The following is a 25327-nucleotide window of genomic DNA, read 5'->3' on the forward strand; positions in this document are numbered from 1 at the left end:
CTTCCTGTGTGTGCTGAGATGACGCTAGATGACCGGGCGTCCTGCGGTATCGGCCAGACCTGCCAGGCAGATGGCCGAACCTGCCAATGTTGGCTGGCGGCAGACCCGGGTTCAAAGGGCTTGACCGTTTTCAACGCGCAGGTTTCGCGGCGCTTGATCAGGGCGGGCACGTGGGTGGCGTGAGGACCGTCGGTTGTTCAACCCGTCCAGCCTGATCGAGGGGGGCTGCGGGTTTTACCGGTTCGGACGTTGTTGCCTGAACTGGGCAGGGGCCTGGCCGACCCACCGCTTGAAGGCCCTGCTGAACGTGCTCTGCTCCGAGAAACCGGTCAGAAAGGCGATTTCCGCGACCGAGCTGGTGCTGTCCCTGAGAAGATCCTGCGCGAGCGAAGACTGCGCTTCGGTCAGCACATCGCGAAACGTCAGCCCCTCTGCGGCAAGACGACGGTAGAGCGTGCGTTCGCTCATCCCCAACGCGCGCGCGGTCTCCGCTGCCTGCGGCACGCCATTGCTGAGCGCCGGTGTGAGGTGACGCAAAAGCGTCGCCCTGAGCGAGGTGTCATCCCTGAGCGAGCCGATTTCCGTTTCGAGGTGCGCAGTCAGAAAGTCGGACACCGCCCGGTCCCCCAGCAGGTTCGGCAGATCGAGCGTCGCGGGCGGCAAGGCTATGGCGTCATGATCTGCCTCGAAGTGTACAGGGCAGTTGAAAAGCGCGGCATAGCGGTCTGGATCACTGCGGCAGGCATGCCGGAACGAGACATGGTCGAGAACCAATTCGCCTTGGACGAACAGACGCATGTTGTGGGCGAACCCGGCAAGGGCGATTTCAGTGCGCAAGGTCAACACCGGATGATGATCTGTCCGCGCCTCGAAGGCGAAGAGCGCGGGATCCCGCGTTTCGTCCAGGCGATAGATGGCTGTGTCGGTGACAACGCGCCAATAGCGCGCAACCCGTTCCAGCGAGCATCGCAATGTCGGAGACGTCTTGACCGCCAATCCAAGAATGCCGATGTCATCAACCCGGATTTTCCGCGCATAGGCCTCCATCAGGCCGATATCGTCCTCGTAGCGAAGGCGGATCCAATCCAGCAGCTCGAAATAATCGCTGTCCGAAATACGACTGTCAGACGATTGCGGCAGGCTCCGCAGGACAACACCATCGGACACGAGGTCCCCGTCGTCGCTCAGGGACATGCCCGCGGCCTGGGCCATGGTTTTTGCAAAGGCAGCGATCACACTCGGCATGGGCAAACGTAAGCCGAAAGCGGTCAGGGTGCCAGTTTTTCCAGCTCGTCTGAAATCCTGTCGGATCTGTCAGCCGCTCAATCCGCACGCGCGCGTCGCTGTCGTCTCAGGCGCGCTTTCGGGAAGGGCGATCCGCTCCCGCAGGGCCACGGGTTTCCCCCCGCGGTCAGGATCGGTCAGGCCCACCGGGACGCGCTGCGGGCTGGAACGGTCGTGGCCGATCATCTGGCTGACGGTGCCGCGCGCGGTCCACAGGGACCGGCGACACCTTTCAGGCGACAGGACCGGTCCCGGTTTGTCGCCCATCCTCAGACCACCTTTGCTGCGGCACAGGGTATTGGAAAGTGTGTCGAGGCACAGCCGTCCGGTACCTCAGGCGAGATCGCTGGGCGGCCAAGACGTTGACCACGCAAGACCGCACCGCAAAGGTGAACCCGGCGACCAGAGCACAGCGCTGACGTTCCTGCCCGCCCGCCGGGTTGGCCCGGTCGGACTGTCAGCGATCAAGACGGTTGTTCCCAAAGGCACGCCGACCTATGCGTTCGGTGGCGTCGGACCGGTCAGTTTGCGGAACGGTTCCAGGCCGGGATTGCCGGTTGCGGTATCGGGACAGGCCCCGTGCCGCCCCGACGACCCGGCTGGGGACGGTCACACGGGTGCCACGCAGGCCAACGTGCCATGCTAGGATGCAGCGCGGGCGCAATTGAAGGGATCAAATCAGACATGAGCGAAGCACAAGTAACTTTCCGGCAGTTCCTGCTGAACAACCGGCGGGCGCATGGGACGGACAAGGATCTGATATTCTTGCTGGAGGATATCGCCACAGCCTGTCGGATCATTTCCCACCGGATCCGCAGCGGCGCTTTCGCGGGCACGCTTGGCGCGACCAAGGACGTCAACGTGCAGGGCGAGACGCAAAAGCAGCTCGATGTGATCGCCAACGAAGTCTTCGTCAAACACTGCTCCAACTGCGGGCGGGTGGCGGCGCTTGTCTCGGAGGAGGTGGATGAGATCATCTGGCTCAAGGATCGGCCGGCCGCAGGGGACTATCTGGTTTACTTCGATCCTCTCGACGGTTCCTCCAACCTGGATGTGAACCTATCGGTCGGTTCGATCTTTTCGGTGGTCGCGCTGGAAGACGCGCTGGAGCGGACATCGGACGAAGCGGTCCTTCAAAAGGGAAGCCGACAGATCTGCGCGGGCTACGCGATCTACGGACCCTCCACGTCGCTGGTCATCACAACCGGAAGCGGGGTCGACGGTTTCACGCACCAGCAGGGCACGGGCGAGTTTCGCCTGACGTTTCCGGACATGCGCATCCCTGAAACCACGCGGGAATTTGCCATCAACGCTTCGCGCTATCACCATTGGGACGCATCGATGCGGCGCTATGTGGATGAATGCCTCAGCGGCGAAAACGGCCCACGCGCGCAAAGCCACAATATGCGCTGGACCGCGTCGATGGTGGCCGACATCCACCGCATCCTGACGCGCGGTGGCGTCTTCATCTACCCGGTGGACCGCGAAAATGCGTCGATGGGCGGGAAACTTCGCCTGATGTACGAGGCAAACCCCCTGGGGATGGTGGTCGAACAGGCGGGTGGCATGGCCTCGACCGGAACGGATCGTATTCTCGACCTGCCGCCACAGTCGCACCATCAGCGGGTGGCTGTGGTCATGGGGTCTTCGGATGAGGTGCGGCGGATCAATCGCTATTATCAGGAGGCGCAATAGCACCACCTGACCAGGCGTCTCAGGCCGCGTTCAGCTTCAGGGGCGTCGCGAATTCTTGTTCTCGATGCCCCTGCGGGTAAAGGCGCGCAACCGCCGCAGGAAACCCCCTCCATGGTGGGGGCCCGACGAGGGCATCCTATGGGGGCGCCATGGGAAGAACGGTCTGTTCGTCTTCATGCGGACCGCAGATCGGCCCGTCCCTCGGAGAGCCACGGACGAGGACTATTCAGGGTGAGCGTCGCTGACAGGGCCCGTCCGCAACGGCCCGCGTGCAGATCCTCGCGTCCGTCTAAGCAGCGACCAATCTAGGAGACGCGGGTCACGTCACCCCGCCGCCCCCAACGAATTGCCGAGACACTAGCGGACGCCTCAAACCGGATAAGATCCACGCAAGCAATAGGGGCATGATGGTGGCGGTGCAGGGACTTGAACCCCGGACACGCGGATTATGATGACGCGGACAGTATGGCATAACAGTATGTTACGACCGTTTGTCTAAATCGGTGTCTAACTTTTGTAACGGACTGATAACAGGATGTTTTGTGATCTGAGCGGGATCAGTATCCGTTGGTCGAGAGCGTGTGCATGCTTCCACGTTGTGCTCGAACCGTGCTCAGACCCAAGGACATCGATGACGAAGAGGGTCGCCACAGCTCAACGCTCACCCAATAAAAGCGCTCTTAGGCCAAGAGGTCGAAGTCCTGTCCCGCGATCCGCAGCGTGATCTCGTCGTTGCCCATGCCGTCGACCAATGCCCAAAGGATCTGGCCGGAGGGTTTGAAGATCACGAAGGCCTCGTCGACGCCCGCTGCGCCTGCGTTGGCTGTGTTGGCCTGGTTCACCTGGAACTGGTCAATAGTTGCACTGCCGCCAAACTGCAGCACGTCGCCCTCGGCAAAGCTGTAGTCCTGGATCCAGTCGCTGCCGTGATCCCGAATGCCGAGATGGAAGAAGCGATCCGCGTCTGCACCGCCATTGACCCGATCCGACCCGAACCCGCCATTGATGAAATCGAACCCGTCGCCACCGACGATCAGGTCCCCGAACGCGCTGCCGGTCAAGGTGTCGTCGCCGGTGCCACCTATCACCGTATCGGTCCCGAACCCGCCTGCTATGTTGTCGTTCCCTGCATCCCCTCGCAGTTCATCATTGCCGAAGCCGCCGTCGATGTTGTCGTCGCCGTCACCGCCGTAGATCACGTCGCGCAGGTCGGAGTCCGTGTCTCCTCCCACGAGCAGATCGTTGCCGATGCCGCCGATCAGAGTGTCGTTGCCGTCGCCACCACGAAGTGTATCGTTGCCGGCGTCGCCGCTCAGCCGGTCGTTGCCGCCGTCGCCGGACAGGTCGTCATTGCCGCCGCCCCCCGCGATGGTGTCGTTGCCGTCAGACCCGACATAACTTTCGTCGGCATCGGTGCCGGTCCACACATCGTCCCCAACAGTGCCTGCAACGGGAACTGAAAAGAACTGGCCGAAAACGCCCTTGCCGTTGTGATCGCCAATCAAGCCATTATTGTCTCCCATTGTCCAGGCGATTGCCACACCGCCTTGTGTGCTGGTGGCCATAGCCGGCGAGCGCTGCCAATCCTCTACAAAGGTATTGACCACTTGTTCCGTGCCGACCGGCGTACCGGTCGCGTCAAAACGTTGGGTCGCGATATCGCCAAGCTGGGTGGCGTGATAGGTTTCCCACGTCGCCTGAAAGCCGCCATCGGGCAGCGCGGAAAGCTGAACATTATGCTGATCCCCAACGGTGATCGTATTGACCAGGAACTCGCCCCCCAGCGCGAGGCCGTCCGCGTCAAAGCGTTGCGCCCAAATGCCGTTAGCGTCGGTATCGTCGCCGTGGCCAAAAGACATCCACGCCACGACGAAACCACCGCCCGTAAGCCCGGTGACAGATGGCAATCCCTGATTCATATCGCTAAAGGTGTTGACGTGAAATTCCCCCCCCACACGTTCGGACAGGTTGTTGTAGCGCTGGCCAAAGATATCCCGCCGCACAAAGCCGTCCTGGCCATCGGACTGCCAGACCACCACATAGCCACCGTCGCTAAGGGCCGCGATATCGGGATAGTCCTGATTGTTGGTGGTCGTGGTGTTGACGCGGAAATCCGGGCCCAGACTGATGCCCGTCGCCGAAAGTTGCTGGACGACAACACCCGCTTGCGATCCGTCCCACGACCACGTCGCGGCACTGACGATGCTGCCATCTATCAACGTTGCCAGTTTCGAGTAGTGGGTGTTGTAAATCATACTGAACATTTCGCCGACCGGATCGTCATCGGCGTCAAACAACTGGATCCGGACGGTGTTGTAGTTGGTCCAGCTGACCGCATAACCGCCATCGGCTAGCCCGGTCACGTTGGGCTGCGTGTTGTTGTACAGATCGGTTGTGTTGGCCACGAATTCCGGTGCCAAAGGCTGCCCCTGACCGTTGTATCGCTGGGCGATGATCCCGTCATAGGCATATCCGTTGGGGTTTTCCGCATCCTGATCTTCGGATTGCCAGGCAATGACAAAACCGCCGTTGCTCAACGCCGCGACCGCAGGATAGTCCTGATGTCCGGTTGCAAAAGTGTTGATCTGGGTTCCTATTCCGGCGGGAATGATTGCATGGCTCGGCATGGGCTTCTCCTTAAAACCGTTCACGGAGGACGATAAGCTGTCACATGCGCTATATAAGTTGTGTTCGATGGCAACATTGAGCTACGTCAAGACGGACCGGGTAGCGCTTGGTGCCGCCCAAACAGCCCGCACAGCGATGTGCCGGTCGCAAATTGGTCAGCGATCAATCGGCCATGACCTCGGGCAGTTCGATGCCGCTTAGGAAGGTCACCAGATAGCAGGCCAGCGCGTGCAGTTGCAGCCGCACCTCGTTGTCGCCGAACCACCTGCAGGACCGCCGCGTCCAGAGGACCGCATCCATGCCCTGGAGATAGGCTCTTCATATCTTCGCAGAGCTAAAATCTAATCTGAACAGCCTAAGATACGCTTTGTTACAGATGGTTACCGGGAGTTTTCAAATTTGAAAATTTCTCAAAACTGGTTGTCAACCTGGACCTGCCGTCTATGCGTGCTCGTGACTATCCCCCACATCAGGAGAGTACATGAACGTACGGGAGAAGACCCAGACGCGTCTGGACACGTTGGAAACGCAGTTGAAAGCAGGTGACCATCTTCAGTCAGCGGAGGACGTAATCGCGGTGCTGACGACCATCGCGTCGGTGTCGAAGTTCTGGCGTGTCCTGACGGACGACGAGCGAGACTTCGTGAACGCAGCGAAGATGGCAGTAGAAGAAGGCCTCGAGTGGAAATGACGCGTGACCAATCGACCAAGCGTGTGTGCGACCTCTTCCAGCTCGCCCCGAAGAACTGGGGGTATCGCGGCGACCCCGTCTTGTGGTGGCGACTGAGAGATCGGTTCGATGACACGCTGTTTGAACCGCACCGGGTTTGCCGGAGGCTCCAACTCATGAGTAGGATGGAGCACGATGAACCAGACAACAAACAAGTACACGCCAGAAGTCCGCGAACGCGCGGTACGGATGGTTTTGATTGGCGCAGGGCAGCATGAGAGCCGTTGGGCTGATTGTGTCGATATCGTCGAAGATCGGCTGTGCGCCGCAAACGCTGAACGAATGGGTCAAGAAGGTCGAGGTTGATACAGGTCAGCGCGGGGGTGTCACAACCGAGATGGCCGAGAAGATGAAGGCGTTGGAACGCGAGAACCGCGAGTTGAAACAGGCCAACGAGATCCTTCGCAAAGCCTCCGCATATTTTGCTCAGGCGGAGCTCGACCGCCCGTTCAAGAAATGATCCGCTTCATCAACGATCACCGCGCGGATCATGGGGTCGAGCCGATTTGCGGGGTTCTGCCGATTGCCCCAGCGACGTTCTACGACAACATGGCCAAGCAGGCCGATCCGTCGCGGTGGTCGGATCGTGCCAAGCGTGATGAGCAACTCAAGCCCGAGATTGAACGGGTCTTTGAGGAGAACCTCAAGGTCTATGGCGTTCGCAAAGTCTGGCACCAGATGCGCAGAGAAGGCTTTGACGTTGCGCGCTGCACCGTCGCGCGTTTGATGAAGGATATCGGGATCGAAGGTGTCATTCGTGGCAAGAGACCCAGGACAACAATCCCCGATAAGGTGCTGCCGTGTCCTTTGGATCGCGTGAACCGTCAATTCCACGCGCCTGCACCTAACCTGCTGTGGGTCAGTGACTTCACCTATGTCGCGACCTGGCAGGGGTTTGTTTACGTCGCCTTCGTCATCGACGTCTTTGCACGCAGGATCGTCGGATGGCGGGCCAGCCGAACAGCACATGCAGGCTTTGTCCTGGATGCTTTGGAACAAGCCATTCATCAACGCAGGCCGGCACAAGACCAACTGGTTCATCACTCGGATCGCGGGTCGCAATACCTATCAATCAAGTACACCGAACGGCTGGCTGAAGCCAAAATTGCCCCATCGGTCGGCAGCGTCGGCGACTCGTATGACAATGCCTTGGTCGAGACGATCATGTTCAAAGCAGAAGTCGTTCACAGACGCGGGCCATGGCGCAGCTTTGAAGCCGTCGAATATGCCACCCTCGAATGGGTCGATTGGTTCAACAACCGACGCTTGCTGGAGCCTATCGGGAATATTCCGCCAGCCGAAGCAGAGGCAAACTTCTATGCAGCTCTGGAAAGAACAAACATGGCCGCGTAACTAAGACAAATCAGCCTCCGGCAAACCCGGCGCGGTTCAGTTGCCCGAGACCGTCAACGCCTTCGTAGACATGATTGATGCGGCGTTTCGGGGGGAGGTCGGCGCAGGCATCTTGGCGCTGAACGAAGCACATGTGCCGGAGTTGCGGACTGGGGGCATGTCGTCGGGCATGGTGAGCGGTGACTTCTGGCGCGACACTGCTCTGCCGACGTTGATGGACCGGTTCATGCGGGAGCGTGATTTGCGGCGGGTGGCTTTGTTGCGCAAATCGGTTGAGGGGATTCATCTTTTGAATCCAGTGTGATAGATGGAGGGCGTGAGCAGTTGGACGCAAACGAAGTACAAGACCACGAACTGGCCTTCGTACAACACCGCACTGAGGCAACGCGGATCGCTTTCAATCTGGTTTGATCCCGGGATGATCTGGGTGCCTCCGCCAAGCGGTAAGCGTGGTCGACAGCAGCAATTCAGTGATGCGGCCATCCAGACTTGCCTGTCGATGAAAGTTCTTTTTGGGATGCCGCTCCGGCAGACCACAGGTTTCGTTGAAAGTCTCCTGCGGCTGGCTGGCCTGAACTGGGCCGTACCGGATTTCAGCACCCTTTGTCGGCGTCAGAGAACCCTGGACGTGAGCCTACCCTTTCGCGGCGGCACCGGCCCACTGAACCTCCTCATCGACAGCACCGGCATCAAGGCTGAGGGTGAAGGCGAGGGGAACGCCCGCAAGCATGGCGGCCCAAAGCGCCGCATCTGGCGCAAGATACACATCAGGATCGACGAAGAAACGCTGGAAGTTCGCGCCGTCGAAATCACCACCAGCAATGTCGGTGACGCGCCAATACTGTCAGAGTTGCTCAATCAAATCCCAACCGATCAGACCATCGGGTCAGTGACCGCCGACGGGGCCTGTGACACGCGCAAATGCCATGATGCGATTGCTGCCCGGAATGCCCATGCGGTCATCCCTCCGCGCAAGAACGCCAAGCCCTGGAAACCCAGCAGCGCCGGTGCCATAGCCCGCAACGAGGCCGTCAACGCATCGCGATACCTCGGCCGCGCAATCTGGCGACCCCTCTCGGCAGCATCCTTCGGATGCGCCTGCCGGGCAATGGATGGAGCGGATACCACCGACGAAGTCGTGTCGAAACCAAGATGCATTGTGTGAAGTTGCTGGGGCAGAGCCTCATGGCGCGGGACTTCGACCGCCAGATCGCAGAAATCCAAATCCGTGTTGCCGTCCTCAACAAGTACACCGCTCTTGGCATACCTGTTACTGAGGCCGTAGGCTAATTCCGTCCGGGGAAAGGGGAAGTGCGCTCACCCCCAGATTTGTGCAACAAAGCCTGATGGGGGGGTATTTGGTGGCGGTGCAGGGACTTGAACCCCGGACACGCGGATTATGATTCCGCTGCTCTAACCAACTGAGCTACACCGCCACTGGCGCGCGAAATACGCATACCCGAGGGGGGCGTCAAGCCCGCGCGCGCGGCTTTTCTTCGCGGTCTCTCCATGCCACCCTCCGCCCCCGGAGGCCCCCATGAATACCACTCAGACCGACCCGCTTTCTGACCTGCGCGCCCTGCTTGGCGCGACCCATGTCCTGACCGGGGCAGAAACCGACCGCTTTGCCCGCGACTGGACCGGCAAGTGGCGGGCCGACCCGGTTGCGGTGGTGCGCCCCGCCGACACCGAACAGGTCGCCGCCTGCGTGCGGATTGCGGCCCGACATGGGCTGGCCATCGTTCCCGTGGGTGGCAACACCGGCCTCGTTGGGGGCACGGCCAACACCGGGGCCTTGATGATCTCGTTGGAAAGGATGACCGCGATCCGCGACATCCGCCCCGAGGCCGGCGTCATCGTGGTCGAGGCGGGCGCCGTTCTGTCGACCATCCACGACGCCGTGGCAGAACACGGGCTGATGTTCCCGCTGACCTTTGGCGCGCGCGGGTCCGCGCGGGTGGGGGGCTTTCTGTCGACCAACGCGGGCGGCTCCAACGTGGTGCGGTATGGGTCCACCCGCGGGCTTTGCCTGGGGTTGGAAGTGGTGCTGGCCGATGGCCGCATCCTCGATCTGATGAGCGCGCTGCGCAAGGACAACTCCGGCTACGACCTGCGCGACCTGTTCATCGGGGGCGAAGGGACGCTGGGCATCATCACCGCCGCCGTCCTGCGCCTGACGCCCACACCGCGCCACTACGCCACCGCTTTTGCCGCCGTCTCTGACCTGCCCGCCGCCCTGCGTCTTTTGCGCGCCCTGCAGCAGGCGACGGACGGTGCGGTCGAGGCCTTTGAATACATGCCGCGCGGCTACATGCAGGCCCTGTCGAAATACCGCCCGGACCTGCGCCAGCCCTTTGCGATTCACGACCACAACGTGATGATCGACCTGGGCGGCCTCAGCCGGCCCCTGGACGAGACATTGGAAAACGTCCTGGCCCGCGCCGTCGAGCAGGGCGATGTCCTCGATGCGATGATCGCCCAGAACGCGGCCCAACGTGCGCATATCTGGGAAATGCGGGAATCCGCCGCCGAGGTGACCTTTACCCGCCTGCCCATCGTCGACAACGACGTGGCCCTGCCGCTGGATGGGGTCGGTGATTTCATCGACACCATGCGCGCCCGGCTGGACGCGATGGACCCCGGGGCCGACGATCTGATCGTGGCGCATCTGGGCGACGGCAACGTGCACCTGACGGTCTATCCCAGCGACGACAGACAGCTGGACGCCATCCGCGAGATGATCGAAGCGGTGACCGTGGACCTGGGCGGCTCGATCAGTGCCGAACACGGCATCGGCCTGTCAAAGCTGACCACGATGACCCGGCGCAAGGATCCGGTGGCGCTGGACGTGATGCGGGCGGTCAAACAGGCGCTCGATCCGGACAACCGGATGAATCCGGGCAAGGTGATCCCGGACGCTTAACCTATGTTAAGGTTAACGCGCCGCCCGCGACGGCGCGTCGACCCCTGGTTTCTTCTCGGCGAAAATACTTAAATCCGACCATCCCGGCCGCGCTACGGCAGGAAGGTCAGACCAAGCATCAGAACCGCACCGGACACGAACAGGACCAGCACGCAGAACCCCATGATGTCGCGCGCCGACAGGCCCGCCACGGCCAAGGCGGGCAAGGCCCAGAACGGCTGGATCATGTTGGTCCAGGCATCGCCCCAGGCAATCGCCATCAACACGCGGGCCTTGTCCGCGCCCAAGGCCTCGGCGGCGGGCATGACGATGGGGCCCTGCACCGCCCATTGCCCCCCGCCCGAGGGCACGAGCACATTCACGATCCCCGCAGACAGAAACGCCAGCACCGGCAGGACCGTCGCATTGGCACCGCCTACGAACAGATCGGTCAGCGACGCCGCCAGCCCCGATCCGACCATCATCCCCATGACGCCCGCGTAGAACGGGAACTGGATCAGGATGCCGCCCACACCTTTTACCGCCGCGTCCAGCGCATCCAGAAAGTTGCGTGCCGACCCGTGCAGCAGCAGTCCGGCGAACAGGAACGCAAAGTTCACCGTGTTCAGCGTCAGCGCAAAGGCACCGGTCAACACCTGCAGTGCGATATAGGCCAGGCCGAATCCGCCGATCCCCCAGCCCAGCCATCTCGCCGTTTCCAGGCGGGCGGCGGGGGTGTCGGCTTTGACATGCGGGGTGCCTTCATCTGCGTCTTCCAGGTGCAGATCGCCCGCCCGCACCACGCGCCCGCCGTGGTTCAGCATCGTCCGGTTCAGGAACGGCAGACCCACGGCGATCACCGCCAGCAGGATCAGGTTGAAGGGGGCAAAGATCGTCTCGGACGCCGGGATCAGCCCGATTTCGTCCTCCAGAAAATTGCCCGGCGTGGCTGCGGTCAGCGGGATCGACCCCGACAAGCCGGCGTGCCAGATCAGAAAGCCGGAATACCCTGCGGCGATCAACACGCGGTAATCCACCTCTGGCACTTCGCGGGCAAGTCGTTTGGCGAAAAGCGCACCAATCACCAACCCAAAGCCCCAGTTCACGAAACTCGCCGCCAGCGAGACCAGCGTGACCAGCACGATCGCCTGACCGGGTGTCGACGCGCGCCGGGCAATCGCACCCAGCAACCGCCCGAACAAAGGGGTGGAGGCAAAGACGAAGCCCGTGACCAGCACCAGCGCCATCTGCATCGCGAAGGTCAGCAGGTTCCAGAACCCATCCCCGAAGTAGCCGATCATGGCCACGGGCGAGGCCCCTTCGAAAAGGATTCCCGCCGCAAAGACGAAAAAGGTAAGCAGGATGACGATCACCAACGGCTCCGGCAGCCAGCGTTGGATGAAAGCGTCAAGCGCGCCGGTCAGGCGGCCGATGAATCCGGGGGAAGGGGAATTGTCAGACATGCTCCGAACCATGGCGCGCTGCGGTGCAGCGTCAAGGGGGGGCGAACCCTTCGAAGGATTTGGTCCCTCAGTCCCGTCCCGCCATCTGCGTCAGCAACAGCCCCACCGCCATCAGCACCAGCCCCCCTATCCGCAAGGGGGACAGCGCCACCACGCGCGCGCCGAACAGGCCGAACTGATCGATCAACCCGGCCGAGATCATCTGCCCCAGCAATACGAACAGCACTGCATTTCCGACCCCGAAGGCAGGTGCGATCCAGGTGATCGACAAGACGTAGAAGGCGATCAATCCCCCTGCGAGGAACAGATGCCAGGGTTGCCCGGCCAGCCGTGCAAAGCCGTGCATCCCGGTCAGCACCGCCGCAACCGCTGCCGTGCAGAAGGCGACGGCGAACAGCACCGTCGCCGCGGCGGCAGGGGCCCCGATATTCGCCCCCAGACGCGCATTCAGGGCCGCCAGGATCGGGATGCCGACACCTGCCAGCAGCATGATCAGCGCATGGTGCATCACGCGGTGTCTACCTTTGCCAGCCAGGCACGCAATGCGTCGGTCACCGCATCGGGTTGTTCCAGGGTCGGCAGGTGACCTGCGCCGTCCACCACCACCAGGTCGGACCCGGGGACCAGATCACGCATCAACTCATGGCGGTGCAGCGGGCAGAGGCTGTCTTCTGCACCACACAGCACCAGCGTCGGGACCACCGCGCCGCGCAACGTATCCTGCCTGTCGGTGCGCCCCGCCAAAGCGCGGGATTGGCGCACGAAGACCTCGGCCCCCAACGTCTCGGCCATGGCCATGCACGTGTCCAGGATGGCCCCCCGGTTCGGGCCATCCGCCAGGTAGTTCGGCTTCATCTCGTCGCGCATCACGCCGCGCAGGCCCCCGCCCAGGACCTTGTCGATCTGCGGCTGCCGCCCGGCGGCGACGGCGGGGTGTTCCGCCTTTGGGTTGGTGTCCATCAGGCACAGGCCGGCAATCCGGTCGGGGGCCTGGGCGAGCATCTCCATCGCGACGATCCCCCCCATGCTCAGCCCTGCCAAGGCAAATCGAGGCGGCGCGACGCGCAGAACTTCGGCGGCCAGCGCTTCGGTCGTGTCGAAGTCCGTGATCGGGGCGACCATGACCGCCCGGTCCGACAACGTCAGGATCTGAGGCGCGAACAGTCGCGCGTCGCACATCATTCCGGGCAAAAGAAGCAGAGGAGTCATCGCGGAGATCTCGAAATCGTGAAGCAGCTGTTCATTTTTGTTAAGGCATCCCTGCTTTCCATGGACATAATCCAGACTATAAACACTTTTGTGCCTTTCGTTTGGGAGAGCGAAGTGACCGACTACTTCATTTTGGCCGTTGCCGTTTTTTCGGCCGTCGTCATCGCGCGTCTGCTAACGAAAAGCTGGTCGGCCCCCGTCGACGACGACAACGAAGGTCCGACGTCAACGCCCTAGGTGCCGGTCGCCCCGTGTTCGGGCAAGTTCGATCTGGCGCACGCGTTCCCGAAATCTGTTCCGATCAGCCTCCGAAAACTGCGTAACACATTGATGGCACTGTACCCCGGCCTCATAGGCGGGATGTTCGGTTTCGTTTGGTTTCAAGGGTCTGCGGCAGGCGTGGCACAGAAGATGCCCGTCCGGTTGCAGCCCGTGCCCGACGCTGACCCGGTCGTCGAAAACGAAACACCCACCCTGCCAAAGGCTGTCTTCGGGGGCCACGTCCTCCAGGTATTTCAGGATGCCGCCCTGCAGATGCACCACGTCGTCCACGCCCTGTTGCCGCAGGTAGGCGGTGGATTTTTCGCAGCGGATGCCCCCGGTGCAAAACATCGCAACCCGTTTGCCGGCAAATCGCGGGGCGTTTTCCTGCCACCAGGCCGGGAAATCGCCAAAGGCTTCGGTCTTTGGGTCGATGGCACCTGCGAAACTGCCGATCGCCACTTCGTAGTCGTTGCGGGTGTCGATCACGACCGTGTCGGGGTCGGCCACGACCGCGTTCCAGTCCGCAGGCGGAACATAGCGTCCGACGCCGCCCAGGGGGTCAACCTCGGGCTGGCCCATCGTGACGATCTCGCGCTTCAGGCGGACCTTCATCTTGCCAAAGGGCATCTCGTCTGCGTGGCTGATCTTGGCCTCCAGCCCATCGCAATCGGGCAGGGCGCGCAGATGCGCCAGCAGCCGGTCGATCCCTTCGGCCGGTCCCGCCACGGTGCCGTTCACCCCTTCGGGTGCCAGCAGGATCGACCCGCGCAATCCCTCGGACTGTGTCAGGGACAATAGGGCGGGGCGCAGCGCCGAAGGGTCGGCAAAGCGGGCGAACCGGTAGAAGGCGGCGATGGTGACCATGGGCGCGGCTTAGGCCGTTGCGCGCGCGCACTCAAGCCGTAGGGTGGCCACAACCCCAGGAGGCCCCGATGATCCCAGACCCGACCCATGCCCTGATCGTGATCGATGTGCAGAACGGTTTCTGCCCCGGCGGCAACCTGGCCGTGCCTGGCGGGGATGAAATCGTGCCGGGCATCAACGCGCTGATGGATGGGTTCGCGCATGTGATCCTGACCCAGGACTGGCACCCATCGGGGCATTCGTCTTTCGCGTCCTCGCATCCGGGCAAGGCACCCTATGACCTGGTCGAGATGCCCTACGGGCCACAGGTCCTGTGGCCCGATCACTGCGTGCAGGGCACCGAGGACGCGGCCTTTCATCCCGATCTACGCAGCCATATGGCCCGTACCATCGTCCGCAAGGGCATGAATCCTGCTGTCGACAGCTATTCCGCCTTCTTCGAGAACGACCAAAAGACGCCGACCGGTCTTGATGGCCTCTTGCGGACGTTGGGGGTGACCCGGCTGACGATGGTGGGCCTGGCGACCGACTTCTGCGTGAATTTCTCGGCCGTGGACGCGGCCAAACTGGGCTATGCCGTCACCGTGCAAGAGTCGCTGTGCCGCGCGATTGATCTGGACGGATCGTTGACGGCGGCGCGGCAAGGGCTGCAGGCCGCTGGCGTAAGCCTGGCCTGACGCGGGGTCAGTCACCCCCCAAAACTGTCAAAAAGCGACATGAATCATGCAAGTGATGTCGCATTTGTCGTTACGACCTGCGACAGAGCAGCGCAGGCTTCTCTTCGGGACAAAAAAGGAACGACATATGGCTGATATCAAACCACCATTGACCGATCTCCAGATCCACACGAAGGAAGGCGGGTTCTACAACGGCTTTGCCACGCGCGTGGCAGTTCCCGCCAAGATCATCATCTCCATTCTTTGCGTCTGGGCCATCTTCTGGCCGGTCCAATCGGGCAACGTGCTGAATGGCTTCAACACCTTCATCCTGGGCAACTTCGCGGCCTGGTACATCTGGGTCGTGGCCCTGTTCATCGTCGTGTCCCTCGGGCTGGCGATCTGGCCGACGGCGGGGCGCATGAACCTCGGCCTCGACGGCGAAAAGCCTGAGTTCGACAATTTCTCCTGGTTTTCGATGATGTTCGGCGCGGGCATCGGGGTCGGCATGCTGACCTGGGCCGTGGCCGAACCGGTCGCACACTTCCGCAACAACCCGGAGGTTATCCAGGGGATCACGACCGCGGCGGACGCCAACAATATCATGATGGCCTACAAATGGTCGTATCTGCACTGGGGGCTCAGCGCCTGGGCCTGCTATGCCATCGCGGGCCTGTGCCTGGCGTTCTTCAGCTATCGGCGCGGCCTGCCGCTGACCATCCGGTCGTCCTTGACGCCGCTGTTCGGTGAGAAACTGTCTGGCACCCTGGGCCATGTCATCGACGTCGTTGCCGTGGTCGCCACGATCCTGGGCGTCGCGCAGACGCTGGGCTTCGGGGTGGAGCAGTTCGTCGCCGGTCTGGGCCGGATCGGCATCGGCGGTCTGGCCGACGCAGAGGGCGCGGTCACCACGACCGGCATCATCGTCGCGATCCTGATCATCATGGGGGCGTCGACCCTGTCGGCGCTGTCCGGCGTGGGCAAGGGCATCAAGTGGCTGTCGAACATCAACATGGTGCTGTCGATCATCCTGCTGGGCTTTTTCATCATCTTCGGCGCGACCTTCTTTGGCCTGAACGCCATGTTCGTCGGCACGTTCACCTATCTCGTCGCCTTGCCGGAGCTGAGCTTCAACGTCTGGTTTTCGGACGGTGTCGAAGGCTCGCAGGACTTCCTCCTGGCACAGTGGCAGGGATGGTGGCCGGTGTTCTACTGGGCCTGGTGGATCGCCTTCGCCCCCTTCGTGGGGCTGTTCCTGGCGCGCATCTCGCGCGGTCGGACCATCCGCGAATTCGTGCTGGGCGCAATGGTCGTGCCCGCGCTGATGTGTTTCGTCTGGTTCGCCTGGGCCGGGGGCACAGCCATCGACCTTGAACTGAACGGAGAGGCCAACGGCGTCATCTTCGATGCGGGCAACGGGGACAAGATCTTCGCCATGACCGCCTTCATGCTGGAACCCATCTCCGAGATCCTGTCCTGGCTGATGGCAGTGATGATCGTGGTTCTGCTGATGACGTTCCTCGTCACCTCTGCCGATTCGGCGGTTCTGATCGTCAACACGATCAACGCGGCCGGCGACGAAGGCCCCAAGGCGCGCCCGCACATCATCTTCTGGGGCGTGGCCCTGGGCACGGTGGTGGCGGGTCTGCTGATCTCGGGCGGGACCTCGGCCATTCAGACAGCCATGGTGATCGGCGCGCTGCCGTTCTCCGTGGTGATGGTTCTGATGTGCATCGGCCTGATCAAGGCGATCTACAATGACGGGCGACGTGAAAAGGTCGGCGTGCCGACCACCCACGACAAGATCGAGGGGGCGAGCCCGCCGAATATTCCCGATGATTTCGGCACCCCCGCCGAGTGATCGTACAACAAGGAAAAAGGGGCCTTCGGGCCCCTTTTTTCATGCCCGCCCAAGGGATCAGACAGAGACCTCCATCTGATCCAGCAGCAGCACATCGCCCAATTGGGCCGAGATCATCATCCCCAGAACGCCCCCGGCCCGTGTTGCGACCGGGGTGAAATCGCCTGCCTCGACCACGTCGAACCCCGCCAACGTCGCCAAAGGCTCGGCCGCGATACGGGCCCGGACCGCGGCTTCGGCGGTGGGGACATCGCCGCCGCTTCGCAGAACCTCTGCCGCGTCGCGCAGGGCCTGGTTCAGGACCGGTGCCGCCGCCCGTTCCACCGCCGACAGGCGGGCATTGCGCGACGACATGGCCAGCCCGTCAGCCTCGCGCACCGTCTCGACTGCCTCGATCCGAAGACCGAAATGCAGGTCGCGCACCATGCGCCGGATCAGCGCCAGTTGCTGATAATCCTTCTTGCCGAAACAGGCGACATCGGGCTGCGCGATGTTGAACAGCTTGGTCACTACCGTGGCCACGCCCTTGAAATGCCCGGGCCGCACCGCGCCGTGCAACATCGTGCCCAGCCGGGTGACCTCCACGATGGTCTCCGCCCCCTCCGGGTAGACATCAGTCGCCTGGGGCAGAAACACCGCCGCAACGCCCGCCGCTTCCAGCGCGGCCAGATCGGCGTCGGTGTCCGACGGATAGGCCGCCAGGTCGGCCCCGCTCTCGAATTGGGTGGGGTTCACAAAGACCGAGGCCACGACCGCCTCCGACACCTCCGCCGCGCGCACGACGAGCGCCATGTGCCCGGCATGCAGGCCCCCCATGGTCGGTACGAACCCCAGCGTCCCGTCGCGGCGCAACGCCCGGCAGGCGGTCCGCATCTCCTGCACGCTTCGACAGATCTGCATGGCATCCCCCTCTGATGCGCCGGGCATAGGGCAGCCTCACGCGCGCCTCAACCATTCCGCTTTCCATGCCGGTGCCCCTTTGCTCTAAGTCGAACCCAAGAGGAGCGCCCAATGAACGACATCGCCACCCGCGTCTGGAACCACAAGTGGAAGATCGACCCCATCGTCCGCTCTCTTATCGACACGGATTTCTACAAGCTGCTGATGTGCCAGTCGGTCTTCCGCAACCGGCCCGACACCAAGGTCACCTTCAGCCTGATCAACCGCTCCAGACACGTGCCCCTGGCCGACCTGATCGACGAGGGCGAGCTGCGCGAACAACTCGACCACGTCCGCACCCTGTCGCTGTCGCGCGGCGAAAGCACCTGGCTGCGCGGCAATACCTTCTATGGCCAGCGCCAGATGTTCCGCCCCGACTTCATGGAGTGGTTCGAGGCCCTGCGCCTGCCGCCCTACCACCTGGAACGCGTGGGCGACCAATACGAGCTGACCTTCGAAGGCGCCTGGCCCGAGGTCATGCTCTGGGAAATCCCCGCGCTCGCCATCCTGATGGAACTCCGCTCGCGCGCGGTGCTGGCCGACATGGGCCGGTTCGAGCTTCAGGTCCTCTATGCCCGCGCCATGACCCGCGTGTGGGAAAAGGTCGACCGCCTGCGCGCCCTGCCGGATTTGCGCCTGGCCGACTTTGGCACCCGGCGCCGCCACTCCTTCCTCTGGCAGGACTGGTGCGTCCAGGCCCTGCACGAAGGCCTGGGCGACAGCTTCGGCGGCACCTCCAACTGCCTCATTGCCAAGAACCGCGACCTGGAGGCGATCGGCACCAATGCCCACGAACTCCCCATGGTCTACGCCGCCCTGACCGACGGCGACGCAGCCCTCGCCCGCGCCCCCTACGACGTGCTGGCCGATTGGCACGAGGAGCATTCGGGCAACCTGCGCATCATCCTGCCCGACACCTACGGCACCCAGGGCTTCCTTGACCGCGCACCCGACTGGCTGGCGGGCTGGACCGGCATCCGCATCGACAGCGGCGATCCGGCGAAGGGCGCCGAGACCGCGATCCGCTGGTGGCAGGACCGGGGCGAGGACCCGACGGAGAAGCTGGTGATCTTCTCGGACGGTCTGGACGTGGACAAGATCGAGCAACTCCACGCCCAATTCCGGGGCCGTGTCCGGGTCAGCTTCGGCTGGGGCACCCTCCTGACCAACGACTTCCGAGGCCTGGTAGACGGCGACCGCCTGGCCCCGTTCTCCCTGGTCTGCAAGGCGGTCGAGGCAGACGGGCGGCCCACTGTGAAGCTGTCGGACAACCCGAAGAAGGCGATGGGGCCTGCGGCGGAGGTCGCGCGGTACAAGCGGGTGTTCGGGGTGGGGGAGCAGGTGGCGGAGGAGGTGGTGGTTTAGGCTATTGTAACTCTAAACGGTTCGCCTAATATCTGGGAATGAATAGATTTTCTGAAGCACTCCGCGACTTTGAAGCTACAAATTCTGGTCCTGTTCGAGAGCGTGAAATTTTACGTGTGGCTGGAATTTTGCCGAACTGCAAATTCGCTGATGTTCGAAAGCAGGTTTTGCTTTGGGCAAAAAAGAGAACACCATCTGAGTTGCCGCAGGATGCTTGGAACGGTGGTCCTGTCGAAGTCCTTTCCGGTGGTCGGAGTGTTCATATTGAAACTCTTGAGACATCAAGCGGCAATCTTTGGGCGTTTCGTAACGATGATCCAGACAAGAACGTGCCTGGGCGCGTTTGGACCACTGAGGTAACTGTTGGCGGTGAAGAAAGTCAAGACTTGATGCTGAGTCTAAGGCAGATGGTCTCAAGTAGTGAGGGTGAACTTCACATTGAACCTCATGTTCCGGGGCCTATCTTACAGATCGCTGAAAAGCTAGAATTCATTTCTGGTGGAGCGGCTGTCTCGAAATCACCGAAGAACATAAGAAATGAAAATGATCTGGCGAAGTTGCTTGACCTTATGGAGCGACCTCAGAGAACATTGCCTGTGATCATTGCTTCAGGCGACGAACGGGGAAGCGAACCGGAACAGCCGCTTATTGATATAGATTCAATTGCACGGGCGTGCTGCGGATTGGCTCACTGTTTTGTCTTGCCTGCCGAATTCACCTACGGCTTGAGCAATGCGTTTGGAAAAACTCGATCAGTCTTCCATGGCGGCGTCCGTATTTTTCTGCCGGGATTCTCAAGTCAATCTCGGCCATTAGATCATCGGCTGTTTGTCGGAGATTCGTTGAAAGACATTTCTGGAAGAGAGTTATGTGAAAGCTCGCTGAGGCAATTATCTGCCCGACTTAGTTTGAGCAAAACAAGACTTGGTCGTGAGATTGTCACTTTCTCCTCGGTGCGTAGCGCCGCTAGTCGGAAAGCCGTTACTGAACCCGTTTCCCCGATGGGAATTGATGGAGGAGAAATTGCGGCAATTCGTACTCAGCTTGACGCCATGGAGAACGAACTTGTCGAGGCGAAAGCATGGGAAGAACAACTCACAAATCTTCATGATGAAATGGAGGAGAGAGCACTTGCTGCTGAGGGGCAAGCTGCAAGCGCCGCGTTCAGAATTCAGCAACTGCAAAGTTTGTTCGAAGCCAAAGGCACGGACCCTGATGAAGACGTCGAACTCCCGACATCTTGGAGTGAGATCGGCGATTGGATTGATGCCAGGCTGGCGGGAAGACTAGTTCTCGTCCCATCGGCGAGAAGGAGCCTCAAAAAGGCAAAGTTTGAAGATGTGAGTGCTGTCGCTCAAAGTCTACTTTGGCTTGCCTCCGATTGCCGAAAACGAAGAATTTCCGGGGGAGGCTCGGTGGGAGAAGAATCAATAATGGAAGGTGTGAGAAACGCTTCATGTGGCGGAGACACCTTTGATTTTGAACATCAAGGGCAAAAAATGAAAGCCGATTGGCACGTCAAGAACGGCGGCAACACGCGTGATCCCAAAAGGTGCCTCCGGATCTATTACGGCTGGGATTCTAATTCGACCCAAATAGTGGTCGCGTCGTTGCCCGCGCATATAGAGACTGGTGCAAGCTAAGCAAGCGTAGGGTGGGTGAAACCCACCATCACCGCCCGCATCAAACGCCGGACGGTGGGTTGCACCCACCCTACTCCTCCACCCCACCCCTAAGCGCCTTAACCTCCCCGCGCCGCTTCTTCGCCTCCACCCGTTTGCGCTTCTGGTTGAGCGACACCCGCGTCTTCACCCGGCGTTTCGGTTTCACCGCCGCCGCGCGCACCAGTTCCACCAGCCGGTCCCGGGCCACCGCGCGGTTGCGCGCCTGCGACCGTTCCTCGGACGCCTGGATCACCACGGCCCCCTCCTTCGTCCACCGCCTCCCCGCCAGCCGTTTCAGCCGCGCCTTCACCGGCCCCGGCAGGGACGGCGACCGCTCCGCCTCGAACCGCAGCTCCACCGCGCTCGACACCTTGTTGACGTTCTGCCCGCCGGGCCCGCCCGCGCGGACGAACTGCTCGGTCAACTCCCAGTCCTGAATCTCGATTTCTGGGGTCACGGAAAGCGGCATGATGGCCTCGGATGATTTTACCCCAAAACGTGAAACAGGGGCGCGGGGTTTCCCCCAATATGTGAAAGAAGGCCGCCCCCGGCAACGGGAACGGCCTTCCGAAAGGTCAGGAGGTGGCGACGGTTAGACGCATCCACCCCGAAGGTTAACGGCCCAGGGGCTGCCCTAGACGCGGACCTCCGAAGCTGTCCCGTTCGCATTCTCCAACATCTTTCTAGACACTGGGTCACCTCCTTTCAGTTGTTGCCGATACCCCGAAGGTGCCACGTATCTGGTATGGGTCAAGACTTTTTACGCAACAGATTGTGCAAACTTCGCCGTGATGAGCCGGAACGGCACCAAAGCCAGCAGCGCGATGGACAGTTTCACTGCCCAATCCGCCAGCGCCAGACCAACCCAGAGCGGCCCCACAACCGTCGCCTCCTGCGCCCAGGACACGTCGCCCCAAGTGATTGGAAACGCAAGGAAACCAGCGAAGGCGAGGGTGAAGAAAAGCGTGGTGTCGATCGCCGACCCGACGATCGAAGACGTCAGCGGCGCAACAAACCAGCGGCGATTGCGGAGCGCGGAAAACACCCCCAGATCAACAAGTTGTGCGACAAGGAAGGCCGTGCCCGATGCCAGCGCGATGCGCAGCGTCACCAGAGGCCCGAACTCGCCCATGATCTGCGTGCCGATCAGCGAACAGACAAGGCCGACACCGAACCCGGCGAGCACGACTTTGCGCGCTTTTTCAGCACCGTAGAGACGGTTGGTGACGTCGGTGACAAGAAAGGCCAGCGGGTAGGTAAAGGCCCCCCAGGTCAGCCAGCCGTCAGCGATGAGGAATTGAACGCCGATGTTGGAGGCGACGACGATGGCCCCCATGGCGAGGATAGCAAGGATCATGATGTGGTCCGTTTTTGACATGGTGGTCGGAGACATGGCCCGATTGGGCAGGGGCGCGACTTAGCCCCGAGCAGACCAGCGCGCAAGGGTGTCGGTGCGAAACGCCTCGGGGATCGTGTCGGACCCCGTCAGGACCAGGTCTGCCATCACCTCTGCCACTTTCGGCGCGACACCAAAGCCGATCTTGAAGCCGCCGTTGGCGATGAAATGTCCGGCGCGTCCGGGCCAGGCCCCCATCAGGGGCGCGCGGCTGCGGGCACGGGGGCGGACGCCGGCCCAACGGCGCAGGACGCGGCAACCCGCGAGCGTGGGAACAGCGGCCACGGCACGGGCCAGCACGGCGTCGAGCTGTGCGTCGGTGGCGGTCGGGTCGTCAAAGTCCCGCTCCGATGTGGATCCGATGGCCGTCGTCCCGTCCGCATGGGGCACGATGTGCAGCCCGTCGGCATAGAGCTGTGGCAGGTCGCGGCGGTCCAGGTCCAGCAGGACCGCCTGTCCCTTGACGCCGTTTCCGGCGGCACGCCCCCGGTCGTCCTGCATCGAGGCCAGGCCTTGCCAGCCGGTGGCATGCAGAACCAGGCCCTCGGTCGTGCCGTCGACGACGATCTCTGACCCTTGGGCCCGGATTGCCGCCGCCAGGGCTGCGCAGGCGCGCGCGGGGTGAAGGCGGGCGCTGAGCGTGTCGCGGATCACACGACCGGTGGGCGAGGGGGGGGACCAGTCGTCGGGCGCGTCGATCACGTCCCACAGGATCCCGGACGGCCAAAGCAACCGGGCCCCCGCCGCGCGGTCCTGCGCGCGCAGCAGGGCCGCGGCGTCGGGGATCGGTTGCAGCCGACCGCTGCGGGCATAGCCGGGGTCGCCGCCGCCGGCATCCGCCACGGCGCGCCACCAGTCCTCGGCCATCAGCAAACTGTCGAGTTGGAAGGCCTTCTTGTCGTTCCATTGCTCGGGCACGTGCGGGGCCAGGGCCCCGACGATGCCGCCGGACGATCCGGTCCCGACACCGGCAGGGTCGATCACGCGCACCCGCGCGCCGCGCCGGATCAGCGCCCAGGCGCAGGACAGACCGAAAGCACCCGCGCCCAGGACCGTTACGTCGATTGCCAAATCACCGGCCCTCCGCCATCACTCGCCCATGGGCATAGGGCAGGACATCGCGAACGGAAAGCAGCCCCGGCTTGACTGGCGCGACGGTGTGCCGGTGGCCGAAGCGTTTGCCGATCCTTATTTCTCGCTCGCCGACGGTCTGGCCGAGACGGAGCATGTATTCCTGCGTGGCAACGGCATGCCGGGGCGGCTGTGCGATGAGTTCCGGGTCGCAGAACTGGGATTTGGCACCGGCCTGAACGCCTTGGTGACGGCGCGGGCCTGGGATGGGCCGGGGCGCGTGGCCTTTACCTCGTTCGAGGCGTTTCCGATGGCGCGATCCGACATGGCGCGGGCGTTGGCGGCCTTTCCGGCGCTAGGCCCGCTGCGCGACGACCTGCTGGATCAATGGCCTGCTGCGCGGATGACCTTGGGCGCGCTGGATCTGACCGTGGTGACCGGCGACGCGCGTCAGACGTTGCCTGCGTGGACCGGTGCGGCCGATGCCTGGTATCTGGACGGCTTTTCGCCCGCGCGGAACCCGGAACTCTGGGGGTCGGACCTGATGGCAGAGGTTGCGCGCCACACGGCGCCTGGCGGGACCTTCGCGACCTATACGGCCGCGGGGCACGTGCGGCGGGCCTTGTCGGCAGCGGGCTTTGCGGTGGAACGGCAACCGGGCCACGGACGCAAACGACACATGACCGTGGGGCGACTGCCGTGAAAGCAATGACCGGCGACCGCCTTGGCATCGCGTTGATGGTGGCCACTACGGCGGTCTTTGCGATGCAGGACGGGATCTCGCGCCATCTGGCGGGGGAATACAACGTTCTGATGGTGGTGATGGTTCGCTACTGGTTCTTTGCCGCCTTCGTCGTGGCCATCGCGACCCGGCAGGCAGGCGGCGTGCGGGCGGCGGCGGCAACCACGCAGCCGGTTCTACAGGCGTTTCGCGGACTGCTTCTGGCCGCCGAAGTCTGTGTGATGGTCGGGGCCTTTCTGTTGCTGGGCCTGGTCGAAAGCCATGCGATCTTTGCCGCCTATCCCCTGATCGTCGCGGCCCTGTCGGGGCCGGTTCTGGGCGAACGGGTGGGGTGGCGCCGTTGGATGGCGATCGGGCTGGGGTTCATCGGCGTGCTGGTGATCCTGCAACCGGGGGCGGGGGTGTTTTCGCCCGCCGCACTGGTGCCGCTCACCTCGGCCTGTCTCTTTGCCTTGTACGGGCTGTTGACGCGGTTCGCCGCCCGGCGCGACAGCACGGCGACCAGTTTCTTCTGGACCGGCACCGTGGGGGCTGGCGCAATGACGCTGGTCGGCGTCTGGTATTGGGAGGCAATGACCGCGGCTGACTGGGGATGGATGGCGACGCTATGCGTGGCGGCGGCGCTGGGGCACTGGCTGCTGATCAAATGCTACGAAGTGGCGGAGGCCAGCGTGGTGCAGCCCTTTGCCTACCTGCAACTGGTCTTTGCCTCGATCCTGGGGGTCAGCCTGTTCGGAGAAACGATCCAGACCAACGTCGTGATCGGGGCGGGAATCGTCATGGCCGCCGGGCTGTTCACCCTGTGGCGGGCACGCCAGGCGGACCCCTAGCGGCAGGCCCGTTCTGCCACGGCGACGAACCGCTTGTAGCGCTGCCAGAACGCCTCGTCCCCGCGATTGTCCGACTGGCGCGTTACCTGGGCCTGATGCGGTTCGCGGAAGAACTTGACCGCGCGCGACTGATCTCGGCCCGACAGCGTGGCGTCGGCCGCTGCCTGAACGCAGCCACACAGGGCCGTATCCGCCGCCCGACGATCCGCCCGCAGGCAGGCCGTCTGCATCGGGCCCGTCGCATAGGGCCGTGCATTGCTGGTGACGTCGCTGCCACGGCCACCGCCGCCACAGGCACCTAGCACCAGCAGGGCCGCCAGCGCACAAAGGGTCTTGATCGGGGTCATCTGCTCTGCCTCCGGTCATTATGTTTTGACCGCAGAATGCCAGAGGTGGCGGGCACTGGCAACG

24 protein-coding genes, 1 tRNA gene, 2 pseudogenes and 1 other annotated feature are annotated in these 25327 nt (G+C 62.7%); of the genes and pseudogenes, 13 read left to right on the plus strand and 14 right to left on the minus strand.

Annotation, left to right across the window (positions count from 1 at the left end):
- Positions 1-234 precede the first annotated feature (234 nt).
- Positions 235-1245, minus strand: a complete 1011-nt coding sequence (locus K3551_RS06630) for an AraC family transcriptional regulator ligand-binding domain-containing protein (protein ID WP_259918686.1) — start codon at positions 1243-1245, stop codon at positions 235-237.
- Positions 1246-1314: 69 nt separating this feature from the next.
- A complete protein-coding gene (locus K3551_RS06635; RefSeq protein WP_259918687.1) occupies positions 1315-1551 on the minus strand; it encodes a hypothetical protein in 237 nt (78 codons plus the stop codon).
- A gap of 417 nt (positions 1552-1968) precedes the next feature.
- On the opposite strand from K3551_RS06635, the gene K3551_RS06640 reads away from it, so the two are divergent.
- Positions 1969-2979: a class 1 fructose-bisphosphatase gene (locus K3551_RS06640; protein WP_259918688.1), complete on the plus strand. Its 1011-nt coding sequence runs from the start codon at positions 1969-1971 to the stop codon at positions 2977-2979.
- Between the two features lie 680 nt (positions 2980-3659).
- Here K3551_RS06640 and K3551_RS06645 read toward each other — a convergent pair.
- Both K3551_RS06645 and K3551_RS06650 read right to left on the minus strand, forming a co-directional pair.
- On the minus strand, positions 3660-5606 hold the full coding sequence (locus tag K3551_RS06645) for a calcium-binding protein (RefSeq protein ID WP_259918689.1): 1947 nt from the start codon (positions 5604-5606) through the stop codon (positions 3660-3662).
- Between the two features lie 163 nt (positions 5607-5769).
- Positions 5770-5907, minus strand: coding sequence for a hypothetical protein (locus tag K3551_RS06650; protein ID WP_311199798.1), 138 nt, complete (start codon positions 5905-5907; stop codon positions 5770-5772).
- Between the two features lie 181 nt (positions 5908-6088).
- On the opposite strand from K3551_RS06650, the gene K3551_RS06655 reads away from it, so the two are divergent.
- From K3551_RS06655 to K3551_RS06670, 4 genes and pseudogenes are all read left to right on the plus strand, one after another.
- Complete coding sequence (locus K3551_RS06655) at positions 6089-6298, plus strand: hypothetical protein (RefSeq protein ID WP_259918690.1); 210 nt, start codon at positions 6089-6091, stop codon at positions 6296-6298.
- 174 nt (positions 6299-6472) lie between these two features.
- A pseudogene (locus K3551_RS06660) lies at positions 6473-7690 on the plus strand (IS3 family transposase).
- Positions 6752-6868, plus strand: a sequence feature (AL1L pseudoknot). It overlaps the preceding pseudogene by 117 nt.
- A gap of 40 nt (positions 7691-7730) precedes the next feature.
- Positions 7731-7994, plus strand: coding sequence for a hypothetical protein (locus tag K3551_RS06665; protein ID WP_259918691.1), 264 nt, complete (start codon positions 7731-7733; stop codon positions 7992-7994).
- Positions 7995-7997: 3 nt separating this feature from the next.
- Positions 7998-8980 (plus strand): annotated as a pseudogene (locus tag K3551_RS06670) (IS5 family transposase).
- A 69-nt stretch (positions 8981-9049) separates the two neighbouring features.
- On the opposite strand, the gene K3551_RS06675 reads toward K3551_RS06670, so the two are convergent.
- Positions 9050-9126: transfer RNA gene (locus K3551_RS06675), tRNA-Met, on the minus strand.
- Positions 9127-9227: 101 nt separating this feature from the next.
- Between K3551_RS06675 and K3551_RS06680 the strand changes: the two genes are divergently transcribed.
- Positions 9228-10613: an FAD-binding oxidoreductase gene (locus K3551_RS06680; RefSeq protein WP_259918692.1), complete on the plus strand. Its 1386-nt coding sequence runs from the start codon at positions 9228-9230 to the stop codon at positions 10611-10613.
- Positions 10614-10705: 92 nt separating this feature from the next.
- Here the strand turns inward: K3551_RS06680 and K3551_RS06685 are convergent, their stop codons facing one another.
- The 3 genes from K3551_RS06685 to K3551_RS06695 form a co-directional block, all read right to left on the minus strand.
- The gene (locus K3551_RS06685) at positions 10706-12055 is read right to left on the minus strand and encodes a short-chain fatty acid transporter (RefSeq protein ID WP_259918693.1); all 1350 of its coding nucleotides are present in this window, start codon (positions 12053-12055) and stop codon (positions 10706-10708) included.
- A 67-nt stretch (positions 12056-12122) separates the two neighbouring features.
- Positions 12123-12566 carry a DMT family transporter gene (locus K3551_RS06690; RefSeq protein ID WP_259918694.1) on the minus strand — a complete coding sequence of 148 codons (444 nt, stop codon included), beginning with the start codon at positions 12564-12566 and terminating at the stop codon, positions 12123-12125.
- Complete coding sequence (locus K3551_RS06695; protein WP_259918695.1) at positions 12563-13264, minus strand: alpha/beta fold hydrolase; 702 nt, start codon at positions 13262-13264, stop codon at positions 12563-12565. The genes K3551_RS06690 and K3551_RS06695 overlap by 4 nt, the downstream gene beginning before the upstream one ends.
- A gap of 18 nt (positions 13265-13282) precedes the next feature.
- On the opposite strand from K3551_RS06695, the gene K3551_RS06700 reads away from it, so the two are divergent.
- Positions 13283-13501, plus strand: a complete 219-nt coding sequence (locus tag K3551_RS06700; protein WP_259918696.1) for a hypothetical protein — start codon at positions 13283-13285, stop codon at positions 13499-13501.
- Here K3551_RS06700 and K3551_RS06705 read toward each other — a convergent pair.
- On the minus strand, positions 13490-14392 hold the full coding sequence (locus K3551_RS06705) for a rhodanese-related sulfurtransferase (protein WP_259918697.1): 903 nt from the start codon (positions 14390-14392) through the stop codon (positions 13490-13492). The two genes, K3551_RS06700 and K3551_RS06705, sit on opposite strands and share 12 nt — an antisense overlap.
- A gap of 68 nt (positions 14393-14460) precedes the next feature.
- Here K3551_RS06705 and pncA point away from each other — a divergent pair, with 68 nt between their 5' ends.
- Positions 14461-15069 (plus strand): bifunctional nicotinamidase/pyrazinamidase, encoded by a 609-nt coding sequence (gene pncA, locus K3551_RS06710; protein ID WP_259918698.1) that lies wholly within the window; start codon positions 14461-14463, stop codon positions 15067-15069.
- A gap of 127 nt (positions 15070-15196) precedes the next feature.
- On the plus strand, positions 15197-16909 hold the full coding sequence (locus K3551_RS06715; RefSeq protein WP_259918699.1) for a BCCT family transporter: 1713 nt from the start codon (positions 15197-15199) through the stop codon (positions 16907-16909).
- Positions 16910-16966: 57 nt separating this feature from the next.
- Here K3551_RS06715 and panC read toward each other — a convergent pair whose 3' ends face one another.
- Positions 16967-17809, minus strand: a complete 843-nt coding sequence (panC, locus tag K3551_RS06720; RefSeq protein ID WP_259918700.1) for a pantoate--beta-alanine ligase — start codon at positions 17807-17809, stop codon at positions 16967-16969.
- 111 nt (positions 17810-17920) lie between these two features.
- Between panC and pncB the strand changes: the two genes are divergently transcribed.
- Complete coding sequence (pncB, locus tag K3551_RS06725; protein ID WP_259918701.1) at positions 17921-19213, plus strand: nicotinate phosphoribosyltransferase; 1293 nt, start codon at positions 17921-17923, stop codon at positions 19211-19213.
- Positions 19214-19251: 38 nt separating this feature from the next.
- Entirely contained in the window at positions 19252-20856 is a 1605-nt protein-coding gene (locus tag K3551_RS06730; protein WP_259918702.1) for a hypothetical protein, read from the plus strand.
- Between the two features lie 70 nt (positions 20857-20926).
- On the opposite strand, the gene arfB is transcribed toward K3551_RS06730, so the two are convergent.
- The 3 genes from arfB to K3551_RS06745 all read right to left on the minus strand — a co-directional run bounded on the left by arfB (position 20927) and on the right by K3551_RS06745 (position 23344).
- Positions 20927-21346, minus strand: coding sequence for an alternative ribosome rescue aminoacyl-tRNA hydrolase ArfB (arfB, locus tag K3551_RS06735; protein WP_259918703.1), 420 nt, complete (start codon positions 21344-21346; stop codon positions 20927-20929).
- Positions 21347-21637: 291 nt separating this feature from the next.
- Positions 21638-22234 carry a queuosine precursor transporter gene (locus K3551_RS06740; RefSeq protein ID WP_409197409.1) on the minus strand — a complete coding sequence of 199 codons (597 nt, stop codon included), beginning with the start codon at positions 22232-22234 and terminating at the stop codon, positions 21638-21640.
- Between the two features lie 60 nt (positions 22235-22294).
- Positions 22295-23344, minus strand: a complete 1050-nt coding sequence (locus K3551_RS06745; RefSeq protein ID WP_259918704.1) for an FAD-binding oxidoreductase — start codon at positions 23342-23344, stop codon at positions 22295-22297.
- A 28-nt stretch (positions 23345-23372) separates the two neighbouring features.
- On the opposite strand from K3551_RS06745, the gene mnmD reads away from it, so the two are divergent.
- Positions 23373-24047: a tRNA (5-methylaminomethyl-2-thiouridine)(34)-methyltransferase MnmD gene (gene mnmD / locus K3551_RS06750; RefSeq protein ID WP_259918705.1), complete on the plus strand. Its 675-nt coding sequence runs from the start codon at positions 23373-23375 to the stop codon at positions 24045-24047.
- A gap of 5 nt (positions 24048-24052) precedes the next feature.
- Positions 24053-24916 (plus strand): DMT family transporter, encoded by an 864-nt coding sequence (locus K3551_RS06755; protein WP_259919507.1) that lies wholly within the window; start codon positions 24053-24055, stop codon positions 24914-24916.
- Here K3551_RS06755 and K3551_RS06760 read toward each other — a convergent pair.
- Positions 24913-25263 (minus strand): hypothetical protein, encoded by a 351-nt coding sequence (locus K3551_RS06760; RefSeq protein WP_259918706.1) that lies wholly within the window; start codon positions 25261-25263, stop codon positions 24913-24915. The two genes, K3551_RS06755 and K3551_RS06760, sit on opposite strands and share 4 nt — an antisense overlap.
- Between the last annotated feature and the right edge of the window lie 64 nt (positions 25264-25327).

Source organism: Jannaschia sp. M317, from assembly GCF_025141175.1.
Taxonomy (GTDB): domain Bacteria; phylum Pseudomonadota; class Alphaproteobacteria; order Rhodobacterales; family Rhodobacteraceae; genus Jannaschia.